The sequence below is a fragment of the Oscillibacter valericigenes genome (assembly GCF_021531435.1).
Lineage (GTDB): Bacteria > Bacillota > Clostridia > Oscillospirales > Oscillospiraceae > Oscillibacter > Oscillibacter valericigenes_B.
The window spans coordinates 1-20,262 of record NZ_JAFBIS010000032.1 but is presented as its reverse complement, the minus strand read 5'-3'; the positions used below and the strand labels follow the sequence as shown (position 1 = coordinate 20,262).

Genomic DNA, 20,262 nt, shown 5'->3' with positions numbered 1-20,262 from the left:
GCGGCGACCGTGCTCAATTCCGCCGGTGACGGTGCTCAATTTGCCCGGTCGAGGTGCTCAATCTCGGGCGGAATACTCACGAAAAGCACCCAGGAAATCCCTATATGTTCCCCTCCCCTATCACTGGCGAAATGTACTACCCGGATTCCGTGGTCAACCTTCACAAGAAGATTCTAAAGGATGCCGGGCTGGGACACATCAGATTTCACGACCTCCGCCATACCTTTGCAACCCTGGCACTGCAAAACGGCGTGGATATCAAGACGGTATCCAGTATGTTGGGCCACTACGACGCCGGATTCACCCTTCGCACCTACACCCACGCCACCAGACAGAAGCAGGACGAAGCAGCGGAAACCATAGGCAACTTCATGGAGCAGGTCATGTGAGCACAAAAGAGCAAAAAAGAGCAAAAAATACAGGGCAGGAAGGCGGAACTTCCTGCCCTGTGCTTTCTAAACCTTTCCGCACATTTCTACGTGTGGGTCACGGTGTGGGTCAGGCAGTTGACCCACATTTTGACCCACACCGTTTCGGTCGAAAAAGTAAGAAAAATCCCCGAAATCGCATGATTTCGGGGATTTTCTGGAGCTGCTGGGCGGATTCGAACCGCCGGCCTCATCCTTACCAACCGGAATTTGAAACTTTTTATGATTTTTTCCGTTAGTTTGTGTTCGTTTTTGTTCCGTTTCATTTGCTTTCCAGCACTTTTTAAGTCTGTCGTTTCCGCATATTCCACGCAGGTCTGTGGCTGTTTGTGTGGTCAAAAGGCTTTCCTGCCGAAAACGCTCGGCTACAGGGAAAGCCTTTTCTTGTTTACAGTTCACCTCTGCCGCAGGGAATTAGCACTCTCTTTCTGCGAATAGTCCTTGGGGAACTTTTTACGCTTTTTCGCCCCAAAAGTTCCCTACAGAAATGAGCGCCCAGACGATAGTCACCGCACTTCGTTAATCAATCTTTACGCCGCTATAACCAAAGAATATCAACGACAGTTATCGTCGAAAAGATCGGCAATAACTGTCGGCGATAAAGTCTCTAATATATCAGATCCCTGCTTCAACCAATTTCACATCATCTACCAATGCACGAACCGAACTCCGATTTTGCAACAGCACTACGGATTGCCGGAGAATCCCATTGCTGTCATACCAAAATATGTAATCAAGGATACGCTCATATTGGATGCCTTTATGAATCACCGGTTGTCGCATCCTCATCGCTTCGAATAACCGTTCGTTGATATTTAAGCTAATCATCCAAGCTCCTCTGATCTTTCTATAACGTCTGTTTTGCTTCCTTTTCGCGTCGACGAATTACGTCTTCGTAATGCTCCGTCGCAAAATCAAGACAAGTTATGGCTGTGTCTTTCTCTAGCTTGTCCATTTCTTCTTCGTGTTTTCGGTGCAAGAAAAACAAACCGATTGCAATACCTGCGATGAATAGAAGTGCCGTGGCTGTAGCGCCTTTCAGCATACCGATGTGTTCAGGGGTTAGATTCATTTGCGCTCCTTTCTATTTCAGCTGCAAGCTGGATAGGGTCTTCGGATTCTGCGAAAGTTATATCATCTGCACCTGCGAAAACCAGTCGCTGCCCTTTTTCAGGATTACCAATGCATACCCAGCACCATACCGGATTCCATATTCGGCAATTTGGTCATATTGGGTGTCATCATGAATTACCGGGAGTTTTCGTTTCATAGCATCGCGGATTCGTTATTTATTGTAGTTATATTGCATTGAAGTCCTCCTGCTTGGCTTAGGCAAGTTGGCCGATCAGCTGTCTAGTATTCAAGTATTTTGGGATATGAAACGCTTGAGTTTATCCTCCAGATCTTCTTCGCGGAGAAGTCGTTCCTGTGCGGCGATAAACCATGCTTTTCTTTCAGGATTATCTTCCATCATTATTTTCAATCTAACATCTTTTAGTTCATTTTCGGAATCATGCAAAGCTTCGGAGCCCTCCGAATGGCTTTTGGCTGGTCTATTTTCAACCCCTCCATCAGCCATCGAAAGGTCTGTGGATCCAATAACCGCAGCTGCGCTTCACTTCTGGGCCATTGAAATGAGCCGTTGTTCAGTCGCTTATACAACAGGATATATCCATCGCCGGAAAAGTATAACGCCTTGATGCGGTCTGTGCGTCTTCCGCAAAACAGGAACAGGCTTTCTTCACTCAGCTCCTGGCCAAATTGTTGGGTCACGATTGCAGCTAAGCCCTCTATTCCGCGGCGCAGGTCCGTATACCCACACGCAACATAATAGTTCCGTACTCGACTTAGATCTAACATAGTTGCTGTAAGGCCCGAAGAATGGCTGCCACCGCTTCCGCGTCCGTGTTTGCCGGCAGTCTCAAATCTGCCTGCCCAATCTGGATCCGAAGCATATGTTCTCTTTTGTTGACAGGATCTTCAAGGCGCACAAAATGTGGCGAGGCCGTTTCCACAACCGTTTCCCGCAATTTTTTCAGCCAGTAGTAATATTGCCGTTCAGATATCCCATTTTGTCTACAGAACTCTCGCTTACTCAGCCCACTGTTTTGCCCCGCCTGGATGATCTGGCTCCATTCCTGCAGCCGATACTCATCCCGGATTGCTAACACATCTTCCATTTCTTACACGCACTCCCTTTGCATTCGAAAACTTACACGCAGTTTTTGTTGACTACGTATCATTTTCTCATACTTACTTGACCTTGGAAATGCGGGTGGTTATTGAGCACTTACTGTGAAACAGGGATTTGGTACCACACTTGAAAGTTCGAAGGACTGCATGGGTGAAGGCTGTACCACATCCCCTAAAACGGGAAGTTTGCAACATTAGGAGTCAGCAGGGGCCATTTAATCTAGAGACGTAAAGAAATCCGTGTGGCATAAAACGATATGTGGGCCGGGCGTAAAATTTTGTGTAAGCGTTTTTCGACAAAGTCAAGAATGGCGCTGGAAAGCAGGGCGGATTCTGGCCTGAATCCCTTGACTACCGAACGCCATGGCGGCCAGAGCGGTATGCGCGCCGGCACGGCGTGAATGCCGGTCTGGCCGCCGTGGCATACTAGGACAAGGGAGTCAGCCAACGGCTCGGTCGGCGAACATGATCTCCAGCTGGCTGAGCACCAGATCCCAGTTCTGGTATCTGGCGTGCCAGTGCTTCACGATGCGCTGTGAGGCCAGATACAGCATCCGGCGTAGGGAGTCGTCGTTCGTGAAGGAGGGCTTGTTCTTCGTGATCTGCCGGAACTGGCGGTTTAGGCCCTCGATGATGTTCGTCGTGTATATGATTTTCCGAATCTCCACGGGGTATTCAAAGAACGTGCTTAAAACCGGCCAGTTTTCCTCCCAGCTTTTCACGCAGGAGGGGTACTGCTTGCGCCAGGTCTCCGCAAAGGTCTGCAGGTTTTTCTCGGCTTCCTCCAGCGTAACGGCACTGTAGATCTTCTTTAAATCCGCAACGACCTTTTTGATGTCCTTGTAGCTGACATATCTGGTGGAACTGCGCACCTGGTGCACGATGCAACGCTGCAACCGGCTTTTTGGGAAGACGGCCTCGATCGCCTGCATCATCCCACACAGGCCGTCCGTGCAGAACAGATATACATCCAAAACGCCCCTGCTTTTGAGGTCATTCAACACATTCAGCCAGAATTTGCTGTTTTCATGCTCTCCGATCCAGACGCCCAGGATGTCCTTCCTGCCATCCATGGTGACGCCCAGGACCACATAGGCAGCCTTCGTCACATACCGCCGATCCTCCCGCACTTTGTAGTGAATGGCATCCATGAACACGAAAGGATACGCCGGCTCCAGAGGACGATTCTGCCAGGCTGTGACCTCCGGCATGATCTTTTCGCTGATCTTCGTTACCAGCTCCGGAGAGATCTCCACGCCGTACAGTTCCTTGATCTGCTCAGCGATATCCCGCTGGCTCATGCCGCAGGCGTACAGCGCCAGAATCTTATCCTCCATCCCGTCTGCATTCCGGTCATACTTGCCGATGATCTTGGGCTCGAAGGAGCCGTTCCGGTCCCGGGGCACCTTGATGTCCACCTCGCCCAGCTGGGTCTTGACGGTCTTCTTCGTGTAGCCGTTGCGGTAGTTTCTGGGGGCTCCCTCCGGCTTGTCTGAGCGCTCGCAACGCTCGCGACCAAGCTCCTCGTCCATCTCCACTTCCATGACGGTTTGGATGACGTCCCTGAACATTTCCTTCATGGCCTCCATGATCTCCGTCGTGCTGGTGAAGTGCTGGCTCTGAACGTATTCCTTCAATAAATCCTGTGGTACTGGCTGCATAATCTTCGTCTCCTCGTCTTGAATGTTTGATCTCATTCTTGACTCAGTCGAAGATTTTCATACTGTCGAGGAACGTCGATTACACAGAATTTTCGGCGGTCTCGATATGTGTTTTCATCAACTCTACTTTAGTGGTTTATAAACAGCATCAATGGGATTATCTAAATAGTGATTACTCAGATTATATACATCACAATACAGACATTACATGATAGCCACATGAAAAAGTACAAGCGTCATTCTAACCATAGATATCATAATTTCCAAAATCCGTATACAATCGAATATTGGACGTTATGTTGCCGCTATGCAACAGCGGTGTATAATAATTTGAACTTCTAAAAAGAACACCATCCACTTCTTCTGATGAAATCAGATTCCCATCATTTATATTGTATATTTTGACAAAAAATCTTTCTGCAAATGGATCATATTTTACAATAGATTCGTTTTCATCATTTTGGCAGTATGTTATGGTTGCAAAGGGCGTCTTTGTCAATTTAATAACATCTATAGTGAAAGGAAATTTAGAATCACCATACGAATACACTTCTATATGTTCATAAAAAGGTGATAATTTTACTCCCTTTACTAGTCCCAAACGATCCTCGTCCTCAAAATATTCAACATGCATCACCAAATATAGCATTAAGAAGATTACAACTCCAACGCATATATAAAGAGTTTTTCGGAAGCGTTTAGAGCATTTTTTATTAAGATTTAGGGACATAGATTTCATTTAGTTGCTCAATATTGGGGTAACTCTCTCCAGCATCATTAAGTTCATCCATACTGTTATTTTCTGTAGAACTATCTACATCTACCATGGGAATAGTGCCATAATCATCGCTTTCAATTTCTGCAGCTATAGCAGGAATACATAAAGTAAGACACGCAATTACCGCCAAAATGAGACCCAAAATTCTTTTCTTCATTAGTTATACCTCCTAATAGCAAATGAATTGATAATTTCGCGTTTGGGAAAAATGTGCTCTTTCTTTGTCATCAGCTCTTGTATACTGTGGATTTGGATAGAGTATATTTGCTGGTTGAGATTATTGTAGATGTAGTCGCAGTTGTGGCTGCCGATGCCCGTCTCGTAGGTCAGTTGCCCAGGCTGTCGTAGGTATAGGTGCAGGTGGAATTGCCGTAGTTGTCGTGGGCAGTGATGAGGCGGTTCAGCGCGTCATAGGTATAGAGGGTTTCATTCTTTGCCTGGCCCGTGCCGTTGCCTCGCATGTACTCATAGGTCATGTTGCCGTTGGCGTCATACTTATTAAGTACGCTTCTGGTTTTTGGCGGGTTTCTCGCTGGGATGGGTGTCGTCTACCGCCAGCAGGCGGCCAAGTTTGTCGTAGGTGTAATACTCCACCCAGCCGTTGGGATAGCGCATCTCCGTGACGCGGGCCATGCGTCGTAGGCGTAGGTGGTGACGCCGCTCTGGGCGTCGGTGATAATCATGACCCAGTCCATGGTGTCAAAGCAGAGTGGTGCCGTTTGGGCACCGCTCTGTGTATTATTTTTTATGCTTGTTTTCTCGCCTTAATAATAGAATTGTTAAGATGAGGTGCATAATAACAGCAAGAATGGCTATCCAGCAGGTGGGTCTGAGTCTTTGCATTGTATATTTCAGATTCGGCTTGCCCATTAAATTCATGCGAACCGTGAATTGACTCATAGCAATAATATAGGAAACCACCACTAAAAGATGGGCAACTATGATCCCCCAGTTCTTTTTTAGAAATAACATCACATAATAGAGGGCTATTGCAAAATAGAACTCACCCCTTACCAGGTAAATCCCTCTGCATGGAGGGCGTATTCCTGGACTTCCCACTCTAAACCATTCAAGGAAAACCGGAAGTAATGCCAACAGAAAACTAAAATATAGAATCCTTCTTGATTTCATCATATGCCTTATAATACCTCCTTTATTTTTCTGGGAACTACTAAAATAACCTCCTTTCTTTGTTTGTTATCTCACGTGCAACATAGATCTTTGTAAATACATGGACATCATATTGCACTCAGAGTTAGAGGCTTTAACTACTTCATAAACATCGTCTAGAAAGTCATTGGAATTAAATACTTTTCTTATTTTTCCCAATATGTTGTTGTATTCAGCAAACGTAGCAAGGCCAAATGAATCAATCCAATTAACAGCATCATCCTTAGCATATAGATACTGCACCAACTGCATGGGATCGATAACATACTCACGCAGGTCATACTAGCTGCGGTCAAGGATAGAATCAACAATCACTCGCTGTAACTGGTTCAGGAGATGACCTTGCTGTTGACAGCGGAGGTCAAGTAATCCGTGGTGCCAAGATAATCGCAGTGGTAATAGGCGTGCAACTCGCCGCGGCTATCCAGCAGGGACGCGGAGCCGTTCTCAATGCCCTGGACCACGACAGACAGACGAGCCTTGTCGCTGTACACATAGCGGTAATCCAGGCCGTTCACCTCATGCTCCATCAAGGGCTTGTAGGTCTCGGAGCTGAAGTCCACCACGAACTGCTTGACCACCGTGCTGGTCTTTTTCACATCGCTGCCGGTGGGCTTGTCCTGGTTGCCGTTGCCGTTCCCGTTGTTGCCGTTATTTCCGTTGCCCGCATTTCCGTAGGCTACCAGGGAAGCAGTCAGGGTGCCGGCGTCGGCGGCAGCGGTCTCGGTAGAATCGGCACTGTTGCTGCCCTTGCCGTTGCCTTTACCATTGCCGTTTCCGTTGTTGCCGTTTCCGTTGTTGCCGTTTCCGTTGCCATTCCCATTGTGGTTGCCGTTGTTCCCATTGTTATTGCCGTTCACCTCGTTGTTGATGTCGGGATCGGTATCGTCCCCGTCGTCAGGGGTATCGGGATCGGTGGTCTCACCCGGATCAGGAGTATCGGGATCGGGCGTATCGGGATCGGTAGTTTCACCGGGATCAGGCGTATCCGGGTCAGTGGTCTCGCCGGGGTCGGGGACATCGGGCGTGGGATCGGTGGGGGACGTGGTGTCCTCCTCGCCGCTGGCATCGTGATACCCGTAGCCGTTATTGGCGATGATCCAGGTGTTTTCCATGAGAGCGCCCAGGCCGTTGTAGGTGTAGATGCTCTCCTCGGCGTTGCCGTTGACGCCCCGGACCATCTTGTTGGTCTCGTCGTAGGTGTACTCGCCGGCAGTCTCCAGCTTCTTGTTCTTGCCGTACTGCTCCAGGATCAGGTTGCCCCGGTTGTCGTAGGTGCTGGCGGTGTGGGACTTCCAGTTGTCGGAGGAGCGGTCCACCTGCTGGTTGAGGTTGTTGTAGATGTAGTCGCAGTTGTGGCTGCCGATGCCCGTCTCGTAGGTCAGGTTGCCCAGGCTATCGTAGGTATAGGTGCGGGTGGAATTACCGTAGTTGTCGTGGGCGGTGACGAGGCGGTTCAGCGCGTCGTAGGTATAGAGGGTCTCGTTCTTCGCCTGGCCAGTGCCGTTGCCCCGCATGTACTCATAGGTCATGTTGCCGTTGGCGTCATACTTATAAGTATGCTTCTGGGTCTTGGCGGGCTTTTCGCTGGGATGGGTGTCGTCCACCGCCAGCAGGCGGCCCATCTTGTCGTAGGTGTAATACTCCACCCAGCCGTTGGGATAGCGCATCTCCGTGACGCGGGCCATGCCGTCGTAGGCGTAGGTGGTCTCGCTGCCGTCGGTCTCCGTCACCTTGGTCTGGTTGTGGACCAGATCGTATTCATAGGTGGCCTTGGTGCCGTCGGGATACAGGATTTCCGTCTGGTTGCCCACGCCGTCGTAGGTGTACTCCACCCGGTTGCCCTTGTGGTCGGTGGCGGCGGTCAGCTGATGCAGCAGATCCAGCTCGAAGGTGGTGGTGCCCAGCCAGTCGGTCATGGATACCAGGTCTCCGGTCTTGTTGTATCTGTAAGAAACTTCCTTGGCATCATTGTAATTGATTGCCGTGACCAAATCAAGGGCGTTGTAAGTGTATTCCGTGGTGTAGCCGTCGGGATCGGTTTTGGAGACCAGGTTGCCGTTGCCGTCGTAGGCGTAGGTGGTGACATTGCCCAGGGCGTCCACCTGCTTGGTGACGAGGCCCCGGCCGTCGAACTCGTACAGGGTGATCTCCCACTCGTCCACGTTGTCCTGGGTATCCACCCGGTGGAGCTTGGTGGCGGTCAGGCGGCCCATCTCGTCGTACTCAAAGAAGGCAGAGGTGCCCAGCGCGTCGATGGTCTCCACCACATTGCCCACGCCGTCGTAGATGTACTGGGTGGTATTCCCGTTGGCGTCGGTGGAGCTGGTGATGTTGCCCACCCCGTCATAGGTCATGGATGTACTCTCACCGTCCGGTGTGGTGGTCTTGATGAGACGGTCCAGAGGATCGTACTCATAGAGGGTGTCGCCGTCCACGGTGGTCATTTTGACGCAGTTGCCGTTGCCGTTATACTCGTAGGAGGTGACGTAACCCTCGGCGTCCGTCTTGGTGGCCACTTCACCGCGCTTGGTGTTCTGAGTTTTGCAATTTTTTATACTAAGAATCTTTGACGACCAGCCTGTTCTTACGCGGGCGCCCTGGCTTCCCTTTATTTGTCCTGCGGACTGCATATTCGGGGGAGCAACCATCAGGAATATCGAAGCCAAATGCATCACAGATTTCAATTTGTTTTCCAATGAAGGGAGTGATGAAGGGCTTGGTTCCGGGATGCTCTATGAAGCGAATTGGCCGCATTTCGTTTAGGACGTCCTGAATGGAATGGTATTTGTCGGCCAGTTTTTCTTTCCGAACATTGGCCAGGTAACAACCCATGATCTGCGCGACGAACAGCACAAAAAGGCGGCCTTCCTTGCCAAGTTCAGAAGAGTTTCGCTGCCTGTCTGCACCGAGAATACCCTTCATCATAGAAAAGTATTTCTCCTGCTCATCACGGAGCGAATAGTGCCGCTGAGCAGTCATAGCATCAATGTCAAGGCCATGTGTTGTGTTTGCAAAGAAGCCGGCTTCTTTTCTTGCTTTCTCAACCTTTTTGTCATCCAGCACATAGGAATTCAGTATCCTGGTCTCCGCATCGTAATCAAGTTTGTAAAAGCGGTAGACACGGCATATCATAGCATCATCATCCAGTGGCAGCTTCCTTGCTTGGATATCTGCTAAGGCTGCCCCCTGAGCGTGAATAGCAATGTCAAGATCGATTAGATCCTGACTGCGGCGCACAGGGTCAAAATACAGGTTAAGCCGCAGTTTGTCAGCCTGCTTTACATTGTCCCTTTTGCCTTCAATTTGATATTCCAGATTGAACTGTTTGAAGTAAATTCGCTCTTGTGGATCAATCTCCATTGACTCCGGATGGTGACTGAATGTGCCGAAAGAATCAATCTGTTTACGCACATGAGCCTGGCCGGTCTTTGTACCCATGATCATTCGTTGCTTCTTGTCAATATACATTTCCAAGTTTCGAATCGATTCATAGCCGCGGTCTGTAATCAGAACGAGATTCTTGAAACCTGCATTCTTGAGATCCTGAAGGATTGTTTCCAAACTTCTGGAATCGGGTGTGTTGTCGGGAAGCGTCCGGTAATACACAGGCATATGCTGATCCAACGTATAAACAACAACTTCTGTAGTCTGAGGAAGAGGTAGCCTGTCCTTATTTTTCCCATAGCGGATATCCGGCAGAGAGTCTCCCCAAGCAGATCGACTGGTGGAGTCAACTGCGCAAAGTTCTTCATTTCCAAGCCTGGCCGCTCGGAGCTTCAGCAGATTCATCCGGTCGGTTTCTGTAATGGATTGTGTGAACTTGGTGATGTAGGGAGATGTCAGTTCTCTATCACAAGGAGCTTTTGTTATTCGCTGCCATGCAGCAAGCTGATTGTATGTACCCTTTCCGGTAAACAGGAACATGGCCATCGTCATGATAGCATTCACAGTTTCCTCATTATTATGGAACGTCTTCATCAGATCTTTACGAATCCCGGTGACTTCTGCAATCTGCTCCAGCAACCAGATATCACCATAGAGCCGATTCTCATCTTGAGACTCAATTGCTGGTCGGCCCTTTTCACGATTGCCAGACAGCTTCTTAATCTCGCTCAAATCCCAAGAGTCTGGAAAAATAAGCTTTCCTCGGTCCTCAGGCGCTGCGGTCAGGTAGTTCTTTCCGGGTATAAATTTATTGCTGCCATCAACAGTTCCCCAATGAACACGACGATAGACCTTTTTTCCTGTCTCAGGATCTACCTGAAAAGGTTGGGTGCTGGCATAACGGTATCCGTTGATGGCGTGTATTGCAACTTTATACTGACTATTGGGGTCAGTTCTTCGCGACATACTATCAGCCTCCCATAATATAGTATAATTATACTATATTATGGGAGTGGATTCAAGCATTACTTTTCCTCAAAGCCTTACAATTGCAAGCGATTTAACCGATCGAAAGTATTCTTAGTAAAATTAATTGCAAAACTCAGAAACTTATGCCGCTATAACCAAAGAAAAAGGGGCCAGAGAATTATCTCTGAACCTTACATAAAAATGGAGCTGACCGCATTAGTCAGCTCCATTGCTTTTTTATTTCGACTCCGCCAGCCACTGCTTAAATTCCTCAAGCGTAATGATGCCACGGTCGCATTTCTTTTTTTCTTCTCTGGCTTTTTCGCTCCAAGCGTAGAACTCCTCGTCGGTGATGCGCCCTGCCTTGATCCATGCGAAACGCTTCTTGTATTCCTTGCGATAAGCCTTGAATACAGGATCGTCGGACTGCTTTTTTGTCCACTGCTTTAGTGCGCCGATCTCGCGGCAACGCTGTTGCCCTTTCGGGACAGGGCGCTCACAATACTCCGCGCTGACGCGGCCTGTCTGCGGAAAATAGCGCCCACAGTTTTTGCAGCGCCGGACAGTGATACCACGCTCCACACAGCTACGCAAAGAGTAGTCGATCATGTCTGAGATGCTGGCAGAGTACAAGACCGGAGAACATTTCTGATATTCCACGGGTTCAAAGCTGAGAGGAATCGGGTGGAATTTGAACAGGCCGGAATCGTTAGGGTTATCGTAGGTGTAATTCTTCGAAGCCTGCAACTGGGGTTCACGACCTGCCGTATCTACATCCAGCACCAAATCAAAAAAGCGCTGGATCTGTTTCTGATATAGCGGAAGCAGTTCTGGCAAACGTCGCAACTCATCCAGCATCTGCTGGTCCTCTAAATTACCGCGATCATTCTTGATAGACATGGTTACCTGACGGTCATAGCAGTGTACATAGAGAAGCTGAAAGTAGATGTGTACGGAAGCTAGGGCTCCAAGCTTCATCATAGCGTTTGTACGAGCTTCCATGTCCCCTTCTGCGACAAGTTTGCTCCAGTTATCGGTAATGTATTGGAGCATCGGTGTCAGTTCTGAGCAGTCCAGCTCCTGAAATGAAAGAAGGCTCTCCAGAAAAGGAAGCTCCTTCTGGACGGAAGGAACGCCCTGTGTACCGGCGGCATCATATTGAAAAATCTCTTTACCCTCGGAGAAATACATCTTGGCATACCACATAGCGGCTCACCTCAAATTGGACAATTGTAAAAATTTAATAAAATAAGTCTTGACAGAATATGCGCGATGTGTTACGATACAAGCCCTCCAATAGACTGTCAAAAATAAGTTACGATTAGTCTAACACTGGATCAATGGGTTGTCAATGGAAAAGATAGCCTATCGCTCTGGTCGGAGCACCTTGAAAACTGAATACCCATCACCAGAGAGGATACTCAACGGGGAAGTAACGCGAAGACGCTGCCGCAAAGTAGCCGAGCGTACCAAGGCTGATGCAAACGCTGTGTAGGTCAAACAAGGCCGCAGGGCAGGAACAGGTATGGTGCATGGCAGAGAACCAGTGGAAAGGAGGGGGACAAAAGTACACCGTTCCTACAAAAAGAACACCGCTGAACTGCTGCAACAGTTCAGCGGCACGCCGCGTTTCGAAAAACGCAGACTCCATCTGCGAACAGTCTAACAGAGAGACCTCCGAAACGCAAGAAAAACTTTTCTCTGAATTCTGATTTTCTCGGAGGTAATGATTATGAAAGTATCGACCTATCACAGTTATGATGACCTGCCGCTGTTCCTCAACGCAGAGCTCATCTCAAAGGTGTTGGGCGTCTCCCTCGCCAGCGCCTATGAGCTGATGCACGACAAGGAGTTCCCGGCAGTTCATGTCGGCAGCCGCATCGTGGTTCCTAAGGAGCAGTTCCAGAAATGGGTAGAGGAGCAGATGGGAGGTGCCAAATGAAGAAGAACTTGGCGAAGCGTGATCCTATCAAAAACTATTTCCCTTTGCCCAATGAGATCTATCAACTGGGTCTGTCCTCCGGAGCTATTGCGGTCTATGGATACCTGCTCCGCATTGAGGACCGTACCACCTACCAGTGCTATCCCAGCTACAGCACCATTGGCAGTGCGGTGGGGATGAGCAAGAACACAGTTCGAAAGTATGTGTCAGAGTTGGAGGAGCGGAGGCTCATCCAAACGGAACCGACCTCCATCACCACAGTAGATGGGCGCAAGCGCAACGGAAGCCTCCGCTATACGATCCTCCCTATCCAGTTCTCCATTGAACAGTTTTACGAGCGGCAGCTCAACGCCGCAGAGCAGGCTCAAGAGCGGCAGCGAGCGGCAAGGCGCAAGGAACAGAATGCGCAGAAGGAGGTGCGGAATGATGTGGGCATCAATCATGGATGAAATTATTTCACAGGAGCCTGCGCTGTCAGTCCGGCGCACACTGGACGCCAAGCACTACATTCTCAACCGTTGGAACGAGAACCACGACACGCCCATGGATGAATCGGCAGTGATGCTTTTCCTCTGCGATGAACAGTGCGGCGGTCTCACTGACGAACAGCGAGCTTTCGCAAAAGATGGAAAGGCAACTATCTATGCCAAATATCGCTCCGCAGTGTTCCGCCTGCTCCTGTACCGGGAAATGCTGCAAACGCATCAGGTATCCGGACTGGAAGACTTCTTCCAGGTACCCTCTCCGCCGGATGTCATGCGGGCAGCAGGCTGAATGCCCCGTGTATGCCCTTGTAAGCCGCTGTGTGCGCTTCTTCGGGGCTGGGTGGAGTCCCAGCCCCTGCAAGGGTTTTTGAGGCGGTTTTCGGGAGCTCTTTACGGCTCTTCGGAGGACGAAAGTCGAAGCGGGATAAAGAACAGGCGTCAAGCGTGACGCCCTGTTCAGTCACTTCTGCCCGCAGTGCGGGCAGTTACGGGGGTTTTCGGGGAGTTCCAAAGTGGGGTCAAAAACAGAAGACTGCTATCACTTTTACGGTCGTCATCCCCGAAAGCCTACTACCACAAAGGAAAAATGGGGGTCATGCCCCGGAAAGGAGCTCATTTTGAGCAAGAAAGAAAAATTTGCCCTCTATCTCACTCCTGAGAAAAAGGCTCGCTTGGAGCGACGATATCAGGAGGACGGCAGCCGCAGCATCACCGGATTCATTGAGCGGGCCATCGATTTCTACCTGGACTATCTCAGTGCCAACGACGCTGGGCTGTTCCTTCCGACCTCCATCCAGTCCTATCTGGACGGTCGGGTGGGTCAATTGGAAAACAAAATGGCGTCGCTGGCCTACAAGCAGGCGGTGGAGTTGGATATGCTCTCCGAGATCATTGCGGACAGCTTTCAGTTCAGTGAGGAGGACCTGCGGCGGCGCCGGGCGGAGAGCGTCCGGAATGTGAAGCAGACCAATGGCCGCATCTCGTTTGAAAAACGGGTGCGGGAATCCGTGAAGGATGATGACGGATGGCAAGGCTGATCGTCAAAAGTCCGTACATCAAGTGCGGAGGCGACAGTTCGGCAGGCGGTTACATGAGGTACATCGCCACCCGTGAGCGGGTCGAGTTGATTCAGGATGACCGCCCTCCCACTCGAAAACAGGAGCAGCTTATCGTAAAACTGGTGAAGGATTTTCCTGACGCAATGAATCTGGATGAGTACGGTGACTACCAAGAATGCCCCACCAAGGCCAATGCCTCAGCGTTTATCTCACAGGCGTTGGAGGAAAACTGGAGTGACGTTCAAAAATCGGATGGCTACATGAAGTACATTGCGACGCGGCCGAGAGCGGAGCGGCTGGGCTCCCATGGTCTCTTCGGTGACACGGATGGTGTGGAGCTGGACAAGGCCATGGCAGAGCTGGAGAACTACACGGGAAATGTGTGGACGCACATCATCTCCCTGAAACGGGAGGATGCCGAGCGGCTGGGCTATGACAATGCCAGGGCGTGGAGGAATCTTCTCCGCGCCCACCGCAACGACATCGCCGCCGCTATGAGCATCCCGCCTCAGGACTTTCGCTGGTATGCTGCCTTCCATGATGAAGGCAACCATCCCCATGTGCACATGATGGCTTGGTCTGCAAAACCCGGTCAGGCATACCTGTCTCAAGACGGCATCCGGCAAATCAAATCCAAGCTCACCAACGATATCTTCCAGCAAGAGATGCTTCACCTCTATGAGCAGAAAACCGTCTCCCGTGACCATCTGGTACGGGAATCGCGGCAGGCCATGCGGGAGCTGGTCCAGCAGATGCGAACCAGGATCTGCGACCACCCGGAGGCGGAGCGGCTCATGCAGGAGCTGGCCCTTCAGCTGGAAACAGTAAAGGGGAAGAAATCCTACGGCTACTTTCCGAAGAAGCAGAAGGCGCTGGTGGATGAGATCGTGGACCAGATGGAACAGCTCCCGACTGTGGCCGAGTGCTATGAAAAGTGGTGGGAGCTGCAAAGCCAGGTGGAGGATTTCTATTCTGAGAAGGAACGGCACCGTCCGCCGCTGTCCCGGCAGAAGGAGTTTCGCCAAATCAAGAATGCGGTCATCCAGGAAGCGGAGACCATTCGGCTGGGAGAAATAACTTTTGAAGATGAGACCCTGGACCTACGCCAGAGCGACGAGGTGGCTGAAGATGAAAATATGTCCTGGGACTTCTGGACGCTTCGCATGGACGTTCAAGATGAATACTCACCGCTGGCAGAACGGGATGACGCCGTGGAAAGTATGCGGGAACTTGCAGAGAGCGGAAACGTCCATGCGCAATACTTCATGGGAAAGCTGTACATGGATGGCAGTCTTGTGATACCAGACAGCGAAGTAGCTATGGGCTGGTTCCACAAGGCATCCATCAATGGCTACGCCCCCGCCCAGTATGCCCTTGGAAAACTGCTGCTCTCTGATGATGCCAGTGTCCACGATTCCGAGCTTGGCATCCAGTGGTTGGAGCATGCCGCCTACAACGGAAACCACTATGCGGCCTACCGTCTGGGAAAGGAATATCTGAAGGGAGACTCGGTAAGAAGGAACACCCGCAAGGCCATGGATCACATCTACACCTCCGCCCAGGCTGGGAATCCCCATGCACAGTATCTGCTGGGAAAGCTGCTGCTCCAGGGAAAGGTCGTCGAGCGTGACAAAGAAGAGGGCATCCAATGGCTGACCCAGGCGGCAGAGCAGGGGCACAGTTACGCACAGTGCCTTCTGGAAAGGCAAAGCGCTTCGACAGCGCCGGAAGTATTTCTCGCAGTGACAAGACTGCTCCACCATATTGCGAATATCTTTCAGGAGAACTCCCTGCCGCAGAGCGGCACGGGGCTCATCCATGCCGACCGCAAACTCCGTGAACAACTGCGGGAGAAACGCCTCGCCCACGGCCACAAGGAGGACGATCATGAGGAGCAGCAGTACGGTGGCTGGAATATGACCATGAGATAGAGGTTACGCCTATATTTTATCACAAACCTCTTTCACATAATCATATAGCTTTTGCCCTCTGGTTGTGATATTGCTTTGTGTTACAAAACGGAAAGGAGCATCAGCATGAAGCATGATAAGAAAGCAATCACAGCCATGGTGACCGGAATGGCTATCGGTGCAGCCCTGGTGAGCGAAGCCGCCGCGGGAATCGTAGCGGAACCCACTTGGCAGAAGATCTATGTGGATGGCCGGCAGGTCTCCATGACGGCCTATAACATTGCGGGGCACAATTATGTGCGGCTCAGAGATATCGGTCAGCAAGTAGGCTTCAATGTGTATTGGGAGGACGGCGTACAGATCGACACGGATGCACCGTATACCGGAGTTGCCCCGGCACAGAAAATCAGCTCCCAGCCGACAGAGATGGAGATTCGTGAGGAGATGATCCGGTGCATCAACAAGGTACGGAAGAAGCACGGCGTTCCAGAACTGGCGGTGGATCAGTCTCTCATGGATGCGGCACAGGAATGCTCCGCCTACCTGTACACCAAGCATAATAACCGAACGGAATGTGAGACTGTGGCAGCATCCGGGTATCCCCACGGCTTCGGTTCCAACCTGACGGTGTTCACCGTCACGGAGCCTGAAAAGATTCCGCAAAAGGCTGTGGCGAACTGGGAGCACTCCCCCGGCCACCTGGCAACGATGATCGACCCGAATTGCGATGCCGTTGGGGTCGGTGTCACCATCAACAACGGCAGAGCCTTCTGCTACATGTTCGTAGGGAACCCAACTGCAAATAATCCCTACGCATGAGTATGGTGATGGTTCCAAATGGGCCGCATCCAAAATCGGATGCGGCCCATTGCAGTTCACTCTGAACTTGATAATTTTCTGAAAATTGTGGTCATTTTGGGGTGGCTATTCAGCTGTGGTTGCGGTATTGTGTGTCGCTGATAGGAGGTGGCACATAATGCATGACTACATGAAAGCCCTCTACCACAGGTTCGAGACCCCATCCAGGAGGGCGGAATATCTGGATAGGAAAATCAAGAAAACTCACAACCAGCTCACTCGCCTGCTGGATAAGCCAGAGAGAAAACTGCTCCTTCGGATAGCAGACATGGAAGATGAACTGCGGGATGAGGCCTGTTTAAACAGCTTCATATCCGGCTTCCGTCTGGCCCAGGGCATCCAGCAAGAGCTGCTGGCAGACCAGCCGCCATACAGCTTCGAGGCTGAAGATGAGCGGCAGGCCTGTCAAAGGTACTCACAGGAAGAAAACAACTAACGATACCACCAAAAATTGAGATGCTGTAGACAAAGAGAAGTTCCCACAAAGGAGGCGATTTAAATGAGCAAACGCAGGCCATCCGGCGACGGCATGGTACGCAAAAAGGAAGATGGCCGTTGGGAGGGCCGCATCGTGATCGGCCATAAGGAAAACGGCGACAGCATCTTCCGCTACATCTACGCGCCCACACAAAAAGAGCTGACCGCAAAGCTCCGCCAGGAGATTACCGCCTACCAGGGCGTAGACCTGACCGAGGACAGCAAGCTCACCCTGAGCGAATGGCTGGACTACTGGCTCGATACGATCATGGCCGGCACAATCCGGCCCAGCACACTGAACGGATACCGCAGGTATGCGGACCTCTACATCAAGCCATACCTCGGAGACAAGCAGATTTCTAAAGTCACCCCGGCGGATGTACAGAAGATGTACGAAGTTCTGAAAGCAAGGGGGCGTGTCAACGAGCACCCTCAATACGGCCACCAGCTATCCGACAGTATGGTCCACAGCATCCACACCATGTTCCACGGTGCCATGAAAGCGGCGGAGGAATCTCACATTATTGCCAAAAATCCCACCGAGAACGTCCCAGTTCCAAAAGCAAATCCCAAGTCCATGCAGATCCTGAATGATGATCAACTGGAGAGGTTTATGGAGGAGATCAAAAAGGACGCCGTCTGGCACGATTTCTTCTACACAGAGCTGACCACCGGTCTGCGGCGGGGTGAGCTCTGCGGGCTCATGTGGGCGGACTTCGATGAAGCAACCGGAACACTGGCAGTAAAGCGGACCATCCACATGGAAAAAGGCGGCAGGCTGGTGGCCGGTGCCACCAAAACCGGGCGGGGAACCCGAAACATCCTCTTGCCGGCAAGCACCGCCCAGCTTCTGTCGGAACGGAAAAAACATTCTTATTCGGAATGGATCTTCCCAAATCCGCTGAAGCCCGAATCCCCCACCAATCCCCGCTCCGCATACGGTCACCTGAAGGCCTTGCTGGACTCCGCTGGCCTGCCCAACATTCGGTTCCATGACTTGCGTCATACCTTCGCCACCCATGCCCTGTCCAGCGGCGTCGATGCCAAGACCCTGTCCGGAATTCTGGGCCACACGAAGGCGTCCTTTACGCTGGATACCTACACCCATGTCACCGGAGATATGCAGCAGAGAGCGGCAGATATCGTGGGCGGATTCATGACAGATTTCTTCGGAGAGGAGTTGAAACCATGGCAAAACGCAGAAAACGGGGCACCGGAAGCATCCACCTGAGAAATGATGGCCGCTGGGAGGGCCGGTGCCTCATCGGCTACGACGAAAAAGGCCTTCCTAAAACTAAAAATGTTCTGGCCAAGACCAAGTCAGAATGTATTGAAAAATTGAAGGTGCTACAGCAAACGCTGGCCGCGCCCACTCCCAGTCAGGCCAAGCCCCGGATGACTGTCCGCGAATGGCTGGACTTCTGGTATCAAACTCACAAAAAGCCCACGCTTCGTCCCAACACCCAGATGTCCTATGAACAGCGGATCTACGGCCACATCATCCCGGCGCTGGGCAGCATCCCGCTGGACAAACTGAGGCAGAATGACCTGCAGCAGTTCTATACAAACCTCAAGCAAAGCGGTAGGCGGAAGGACGCAGACCGCTACGGCGAAGGGCTATCCGACCAGACAGTACGGGGCTGCCACACCACCCTGCGTTCCACACTGGCAAAGGCTGTGGAAGAAAAGCTCATCATCCGAAACCCCGCGGACGGTTGCAGGCTTCCCTCCGCCAAGCCCAGAGAGATGCAGGTACTCACCCCGGAGGAAATGCAGCGTCTCTTGATCCAAGCCAAAGAGGACGGCTGTTACGAGCTTCTCCTGCTGGAGCTCTCCACAGGACTGCGGCGGGGAGAAATTCTGGCTCTGCAATGGGATGACCTGAACTTCAACACAGGGGCGCTCCGGGTGGAACGGCAGGTCCATCGGGTCAAAGGAACACTTGTCGTCTCGCAGCCCAAAACCAACAGTTCCAACCGGACAGTCATTCTTCCATCCCCTGTCTTGAAAGTTCTGAAGGAATACCGTCAAACCGTGACCTCCCGCTGGATGTTCCCATCCCCTGTTATGGAGGATTCTCCTCTGGACCCAGCTTCCGTCCGCAAGCGGCTCCAGACTGTGTTGGAACGGGCTGGATGCAAAAAGGTTCGTTTCCATGACCTCAGACACACCTTCGCAACCACCGCTCTGGAACATGGGATGGACACCAAGACTCTCTCCACCATTATCGGCCATGTCTCCACCTCCACCACGCTGAACATCTACGCCCATGTGACAGACGAGATGCGGCGTACGGCGGCTGTGAAGATCGACCGTGGAATCGGCAAAGCAACGCCACAGAGAGCCGACAATGATGCCGCACCCAGAAAGCCAGCCCCATCCACCTTCCAGCCATACAAGGGCCAGCGGCGCAAGCCAGGCACAGGCTGTGTCTCACAGGTCAACGACAAACTCTGGGAGGGCCGCTACTCCCCTATCTGGCCAGACGGCAAAAAACATCCACGCAACGTCTACGCCCACAGCGAAGAGGAGTGTGAGCGGTTACTGGCAGAAATGATACAAGAAGTGAAAGCGGAAATTGCCGCTGAAAAGGAGCGGCTGAGCCTCAGCAAAAGGGCAGGCTGACAAAAGAATCCCTGCCTCCGGAACAAACAATTCCGGAGGCAGGTTTTTTCCTGTCTGTGGGCAGCGCTGTGGTCAAAAATAATCCGCAATTTTTAATCGCCTCAAAAAGTTGCGAAAAGCAAAGAAAAACAACCTATTTCCGAAGAAATAAGCTGTCTTCTGGAGCTGCTGGGCGGATTCGAACCGCCGACCTCATCCTTACCAAGGATGCGCTCTACCTACTGAGCTACAGCAGCATTAAAATGGCGACCCGGAACGGGCTCGAACCGTCGACCTCTAGCGTGACAGGCTAGCGTTCTAACCAACTGAACTACCGGGCCA

Annotated in this window: 24 protein-coding genes, 2 tRNA genes and 1 pseudogene; 11 read left to right on the top strand and 16 right to left on the bottom strand. The window is 51.3% G+C overall.

Features of this window, described 5'->3' with window-relative positions; all coding sequences use genetic code 11:
* Positions 1-77: 77 nt before the first annotated feature.
* Together JQM68_RS12355 and JQM68_RS12350 are read left to right on the top strand one after the other, a co-directional pair.
* Positions 78-389 (top strand): annotated as a pseudogene (locus tag JQM68_RS12355) (site-specific integrase); the annotation flags it as partial.
* Entirely contained in the window at positions 386-667 is a 282-nt protein-coding gene (locus JQM68_RS12350; protein ID WP_235223308.1) for a hypothetical protein, read from the top strand. The pseudogene JQM68_RS12355 and the gene JQM68_RS12350, both read left to right, overlap by 4 nt.
* A 376-nt stretch (positions 668-1,043) precedes the next feature.
* On the opposite strand, the gene JQM68_RS12345 is transcribed toward JQM68_RS12350, so the two are convergent.
* The 14 genes from JQM68_RS12345 to JQM68_RS12285 form a co-directional block, all read right to left on the bottom strand.
* On the bottom strand, positions 1,044-1,256 hold the full coding sequence (locus JQM68_RS12345) for a hypothetical protein (protein WP_235223307.1): 213 nt from the start codon (positions 1,254-1,256) through the stop codon (positions 1,044-1,046).
* A gap of 19 nt (positions 1,257-1,275) precedes the next feature.
* On the bottom strand, positions 1,276-1,500 hold the full coding sequence (locus tag JQM68_RS12340) for a hypothetical protein (RefSeq protein WP_235223306.1): 225 nt from the start codon (positions 1,498-1,500) through the stop codon (positions 1,276-1,278).
* 288 nt (positions 1,501-1,788) lie between these two features.
* Complete coding sequence (locus JQM68_RS12335; RefSeq protein WP_235223305.1) at positions 1,789-1,947, bottom strand: hypothetical protein; 159 nt, start codon at positions 1,945-1,947, stop codon at positions 1,789-1,791.
* A complete protein-coding gene (gene tnpB / locus JQM68_RS13980) occupies positions 1,923-2,288 on the bottom strand; it encodes an IS66 family insertion sequence element accessory protein TnpB (protein WP_412758476.1) in 366 nt (121 codons plus the stop codon). The genes JQM68_RS12335 and tnpB overlap by 25 nt, the downstream gene beginning before the upstream one ends.
* A complete protein-coding gene (gene tnpA / locus JQM68_RS12330; protein ID WP_235223304.1) occupies positions 2,282-2,608 on the bottom strand; it encodes an IS66 family insertion sequence element accessory protein TnpA in 327 nt (108 codons plus the stop codon). Before tnpA ends, tnpB begins: the two co-directional genes overlap by 7 nt.
* Positions 2,609-3,061: 453 nt before the next feature.
* Positions 3,062-4,282: an IS256 family transposase gene (locus JQM68_RS12325; protein WP_235223303.1), complete on the bottom strand. Its 1,221-nt coding sequence runs from the start codon at positions 4,280-4,282 to the stop codon at positions 3,062-3,064.
* A gap of 241 nt (positions 4,283-4,523) precedes the next feature.
* On the bottom strand, positions 4,524-4,883 hold the full coding sequence (locus tag JQM68_RS12320; protein ID WP_235223302.1) for a hypothetical protein: 360 nt from the start codon (positions 4,881-4,883) through the stop codon (positions 4,524-4,526).
* Between the two features lie 112 nt (positions 4,884-4,995).
* Positions 4,996-5,217 carry a hypothetical protein gene (locus tag JQM68_RS12315; protein WP_235223301.1) on the bottom strand — a complete coding sequence of 74 codons (222 nt, stop codon included), beginning with the start codon at positions 5,215-5,217 and terminating at the stop codon, positions 4,996-4,998.
* Positions 5,218-5,386: 169 nt separating this feature from the next.
* Positions 5,387-5,536, bottom strand: coding sequence for a hypothetical protein (locus JQM68_RS12310; RefSeq protein WP_235223300.1), 150 nt, complete (start codon positions 5,534-5,536; stop codon positions 5,387-5,389).
* Positions 5,537-5,558: 22 nt separating this feature from the next.
* Positions 5,559-5,693: an RHS repeat domain-containing protein gene (locus JQM68_RS12305; RefSeq protein ID WP_235223299.1), complete on the bottom strand. Its 135-nt coding sequence runs from the start codon at positions 5,691-5,693 to the stop codon at positions 5,559-5,561.
* Between the two features lie 105 nt (positions 5,694-5,798).
* Positions 5,799-6,194 carry a hypothetical protein gene (locus tag JQM68_RS12300; RefSeq protein ID WP_235223298.1) on the bottom strand — a complete coding sequence of 132 codons (396 nt, stop codon included), beginning with the start codon at positions 6,192-6,194 and terminating at the stop codon, positions 5,799-5,801.
* 365 nt (positions 6,195-6,559) lie between these two features.
* Positions 6,560-8,749 (bottom strand): hypothetical protein, encoded by a 2,190-nt coding sequence (locus JQM68_RS12295; RefSeq protein ID WP_235223297.1) that lies wholly within the window; start codon positions 8,747-8,749, stop codon positions 6,560-6,562.
* A 40-nt stretch (positions 8,750-8,789) separates the two neighbouring features.
* The gene (locus tag JQM68_RS12290; protein WP_235223296.1) at positions 8,790-10,583 is read right to left on the bottom strand and encodes an IS1634 family transposase; all 1,794 of its coding nucleotides are present in this window, start codon (positions 10,581-10,583) and stop codon (positions 8,790-8,792) included.
* Positions 10,584-10,823: 240 nt separating this feature from the next.
* A complete protein-coding gene (locus tag JQM68_RS12285; protein WP_235223295.1) occupies positions 10,824-11,792 on the bottom strand; it encodes a DUF6076 domain-containing protein in 969 nt (322 codons plus the stop codon).
* Positions 11,793-12,318: 526 nt separating this feature from the next.
* Between JQM68_RS12285 and JQM68_RS12280 the strand changes: the two genes are divergently transcribed.
* The 9 genes from JQM68_RS12280 (at position 12,319) to JQM68_RS12240 (ending at position 19,941) form a co-directional block, all read left to right on the top strand.
* Positions 12,319-12,528 carry a helix-turn-helix domain-containing protein gene (locus JQM68_RS12280; protein WP_235223294.1) on the top strand — a complete coding sequence of 70 codons (210 nt, stop codon included), beginning with the start codon at positions 12,319-12,321 and terminating at the stop codon, positions 12,526-12,528.
* Complete coding sequence (locus JQM68_RS12275; protein ID WP_235223293.1) at positions 12,525-12,977, top strand: helix-turn-helix domain-containing protein; 453 nt, start codon at positions 12,525-12,527, stop codon at positions 12,975-12,977. Before JQM68_RS12280 ends, JQM68_RS12275 begins: the two co-directional genes overlap by 4 nt.
* A complete protein-coding gene (locus JQM68_RS12270) occupies positions 12,955-13,302 on the top strand; it encodes a hypothetical protein (RefSeq protein ID WP_235223292.1) in 348 nt (115 codons plus the stop codon). Before JQM68_RS12275 ends, JQM68_RS12270 begins: the two co-directional genes overlap by 23 nt.
* Positions 13,303-13,630: 328 nt before the next feature.
* Complete coding sequence (locus JQM68_RS12265) at positions 13,631-14,050, top strand: hypothetical protein (RefSeq protein WP_235223291.1); 420 nt, start codon at positions 13,631-13,633, stop codon at positions 14,048-14,050.
* Positions 14,038-16,002, top strand: a complete 1,965-nt coding sequence (gene mobP3 / locus JQM68_RS12260) for a MobP3 family relaxase (protein WP_235223290.1) — start codon at positions 14,038-14,040, stop codon at positions 16,000-16,002. Before JQM68_RS12265 ends, mobP3 begins: the two co-directional genes overlap by 13 nt.
* A 105-nt stretch (positions 16,003-16,107) precedes the next feature.
* Positions 16,108-16,800, top strand: a complete 693-nt coding sequence (locus JQM68_RS12255; RefSeq protein ID WP_235223289.1) for a CAP domain-containing protein — start codon at positions 16,108-16,110, stop codon at positions 16,798-16,800.
* A 157-nt stretch (positions 16,801-16,957) separates the two neighbouring features.
* The gene (locus JQM68_RS12250; RefSeq protein WP_235223288.1) at positions 16,958-17,275 is read left to right on the top strand and encodes a DUF6809 family protein; all 318 of its coding nucleotides are present in this window, start codon (positions 16,958-16,960) and stop codon (positions 17,273-17,275) included.
* Between the two features lie 63 nt (positions 17,276-17,338).
* On the top strand, positions 17,339-18,547 hold the full coding sequence (locus JQM68_RS12245; protein WP_235223287.1) for a tyrosine-type recombinase/integrase: 1,209 nt from the start codon (positions 17,339-17,341) through the stop codon (positions 18,545-18,547).
* The gene (locus tag JQM68_RS12240) at positions 18,505-19,941 is read left to right on the top strand and encodes a tyrosine-type recombinase/integrase (RefSeq protein WP_235223286.1); all 1,437 of its coding nucleotides are present in this window, start codon (positions 18,505-18,507) and stop codon (positions 19,939-19,941) included. The genes JQM68_RS12245 and JQM68_RS12240 overlap by 43 nt, the downstream gene beginning before the upstream one ends.
* A gap of 160 nt (positions 19,942-20,101) precedes the next feature.
* Here JQM68_RS12240 and JQM68_RS12235 read toward each other — a convergent pair.
* Positions 20,102-20,177, bottom strand: a tRNA-Thr gene (locus tag JQM68_RS12235).
* Positions 20,178-20,184: 7 nt separating this feature from the next.
* A tRNA-Asp gene (locus JQM68_RS12230) sits at positions 20,185-20,261 on the bottom strand.
* Position 20,262 lies beyond the last annotated feature (1 nt).

Coding starts and splice junctions, on each gene's coding strand:
- JQM68_RS12240 (WP_235223286.1), top strand. CDS start 18,505: ATGGCAAAACGCAGAAAACGGGGCACCGGAAGCATCCACCTGAGAAAT.
- JQM68_RS12315 (WP_235223301.1), bottom strand. CDS start 5,217: ATGAAGAAAAGAATTTTGGGTCTCATTTTGGCGGTAATTGCGTGTCTT.
- JQM68_RS12325 (WP_235223303.1), bottom strand. CDS start 4,282: ATGCAGCCAGTACCACAGGATTTATTGAAGGAATACGTTCAGAGCCAG.
- JQM68_RS12250 (WP_235223288.1), top strand. CDS start 16,958: ATGCATGACTACATGAAAGCCCTCTACCACAGGTTCGAGACCCCATCC.
- tnpA (WP_235223304.1), bottom strand. CDS start 2,608: ATGGAAGATGTGTTAGCAATCCGGGATGAGTATCGGCTGCAGGAATGG.
- JQM68_RS12310 (WP_235223300.1), bottom strand. CDS start 5,536: ATGACCTATGAGTACATGCGAGGCAACGGCACGGGCCAGGCAAAGAAT.
- JQM68_RS12255 (WP_235223289.1), top strand. CDS start 16,108: ATGAAGCATGATAAGAAAGCAATCACAGCCATGGTGACCGGAATGGCT.
- JQM68_RS12340 (WP_235223306.1), bottom strand. CDS start 1,500: ATGAATCTAACCCCTGAACACATCGGTATGCTGAAAGGCGCTACAGCC.
- JQM68_RS12280 (WP_235223294.1), top strand. CDS start 12,319: ATGAAAGTATCGACCTATCACAGTTATGATGACCTGCCGCTGTTCCTC.
- JQM68_RS12275 (WP_235223293.1), top strand. CDS start 12,525: ATGAAGAAGAACTTGGCGAAGCGTGATCCTATCAAAAACTATTTCCCT.
- JQM68_RS12285 (WP_235223295.1), bottom strand. CDS start 11,792: ATGTGGTATGCCAAGATGTATTTCTCCGAGGGTAAAGAGATTTTTCAA.
- JQM68_RS12305 (WP_235223299.1), bottom strand. CDS start 5,693: ATGGCCCGCGTCACGGAGATGCGCTATCCCAACGGCTGGGTGGAGTAT.
- mobP3 (WP_235223290.1), top strand. CDS start 14,038: ATGGCAAGGCTGATCGTCAAAAGTCCGTACATCAAGTGCGGAGGCGAC.
- JQM68_RS12300 (WP_235223298.1), bottom strand. CDS start 6,194: ATGATGAAATCAAGAAGGATTCTATATTTTAGTTTTCTGTTGGCATTA.
- tnpB (WP_412758476.1), bottom strand. CDS start 2,288: ATGTTAGATCTAAGTCGAGTACGGAACTATTATGTTGCGTGTGGGTAT.
- JQM68_RS12345 (WP_235223307.1), bottom strand. CDS start 1,256: ATGATTAGCTTAAATATCAACGAACGGTTATTCGAAGCGATGAGGATG.
- JQM68_RS12290 (WP_235223296.1), bottom strand. CDS start 10,583: ATGTCGCGAAGAACTGACCCCAATAGTCAGTATAAAGTTGCAATACAC.
- JQM68_RS12245 (WP_235223287.1), top strand. CDS start 17,339: ATGAGCAAACGCAGGCCATCCGGCGACGGCATGGTACGCAAAAAGGAA.
- JQM68_RS12270 (WP_235223292.1), top strand. CDS start 12,955: ATGTGGGCATCAATCATGGATGAAATTATTTCACAGGAGCCTGCGCTG.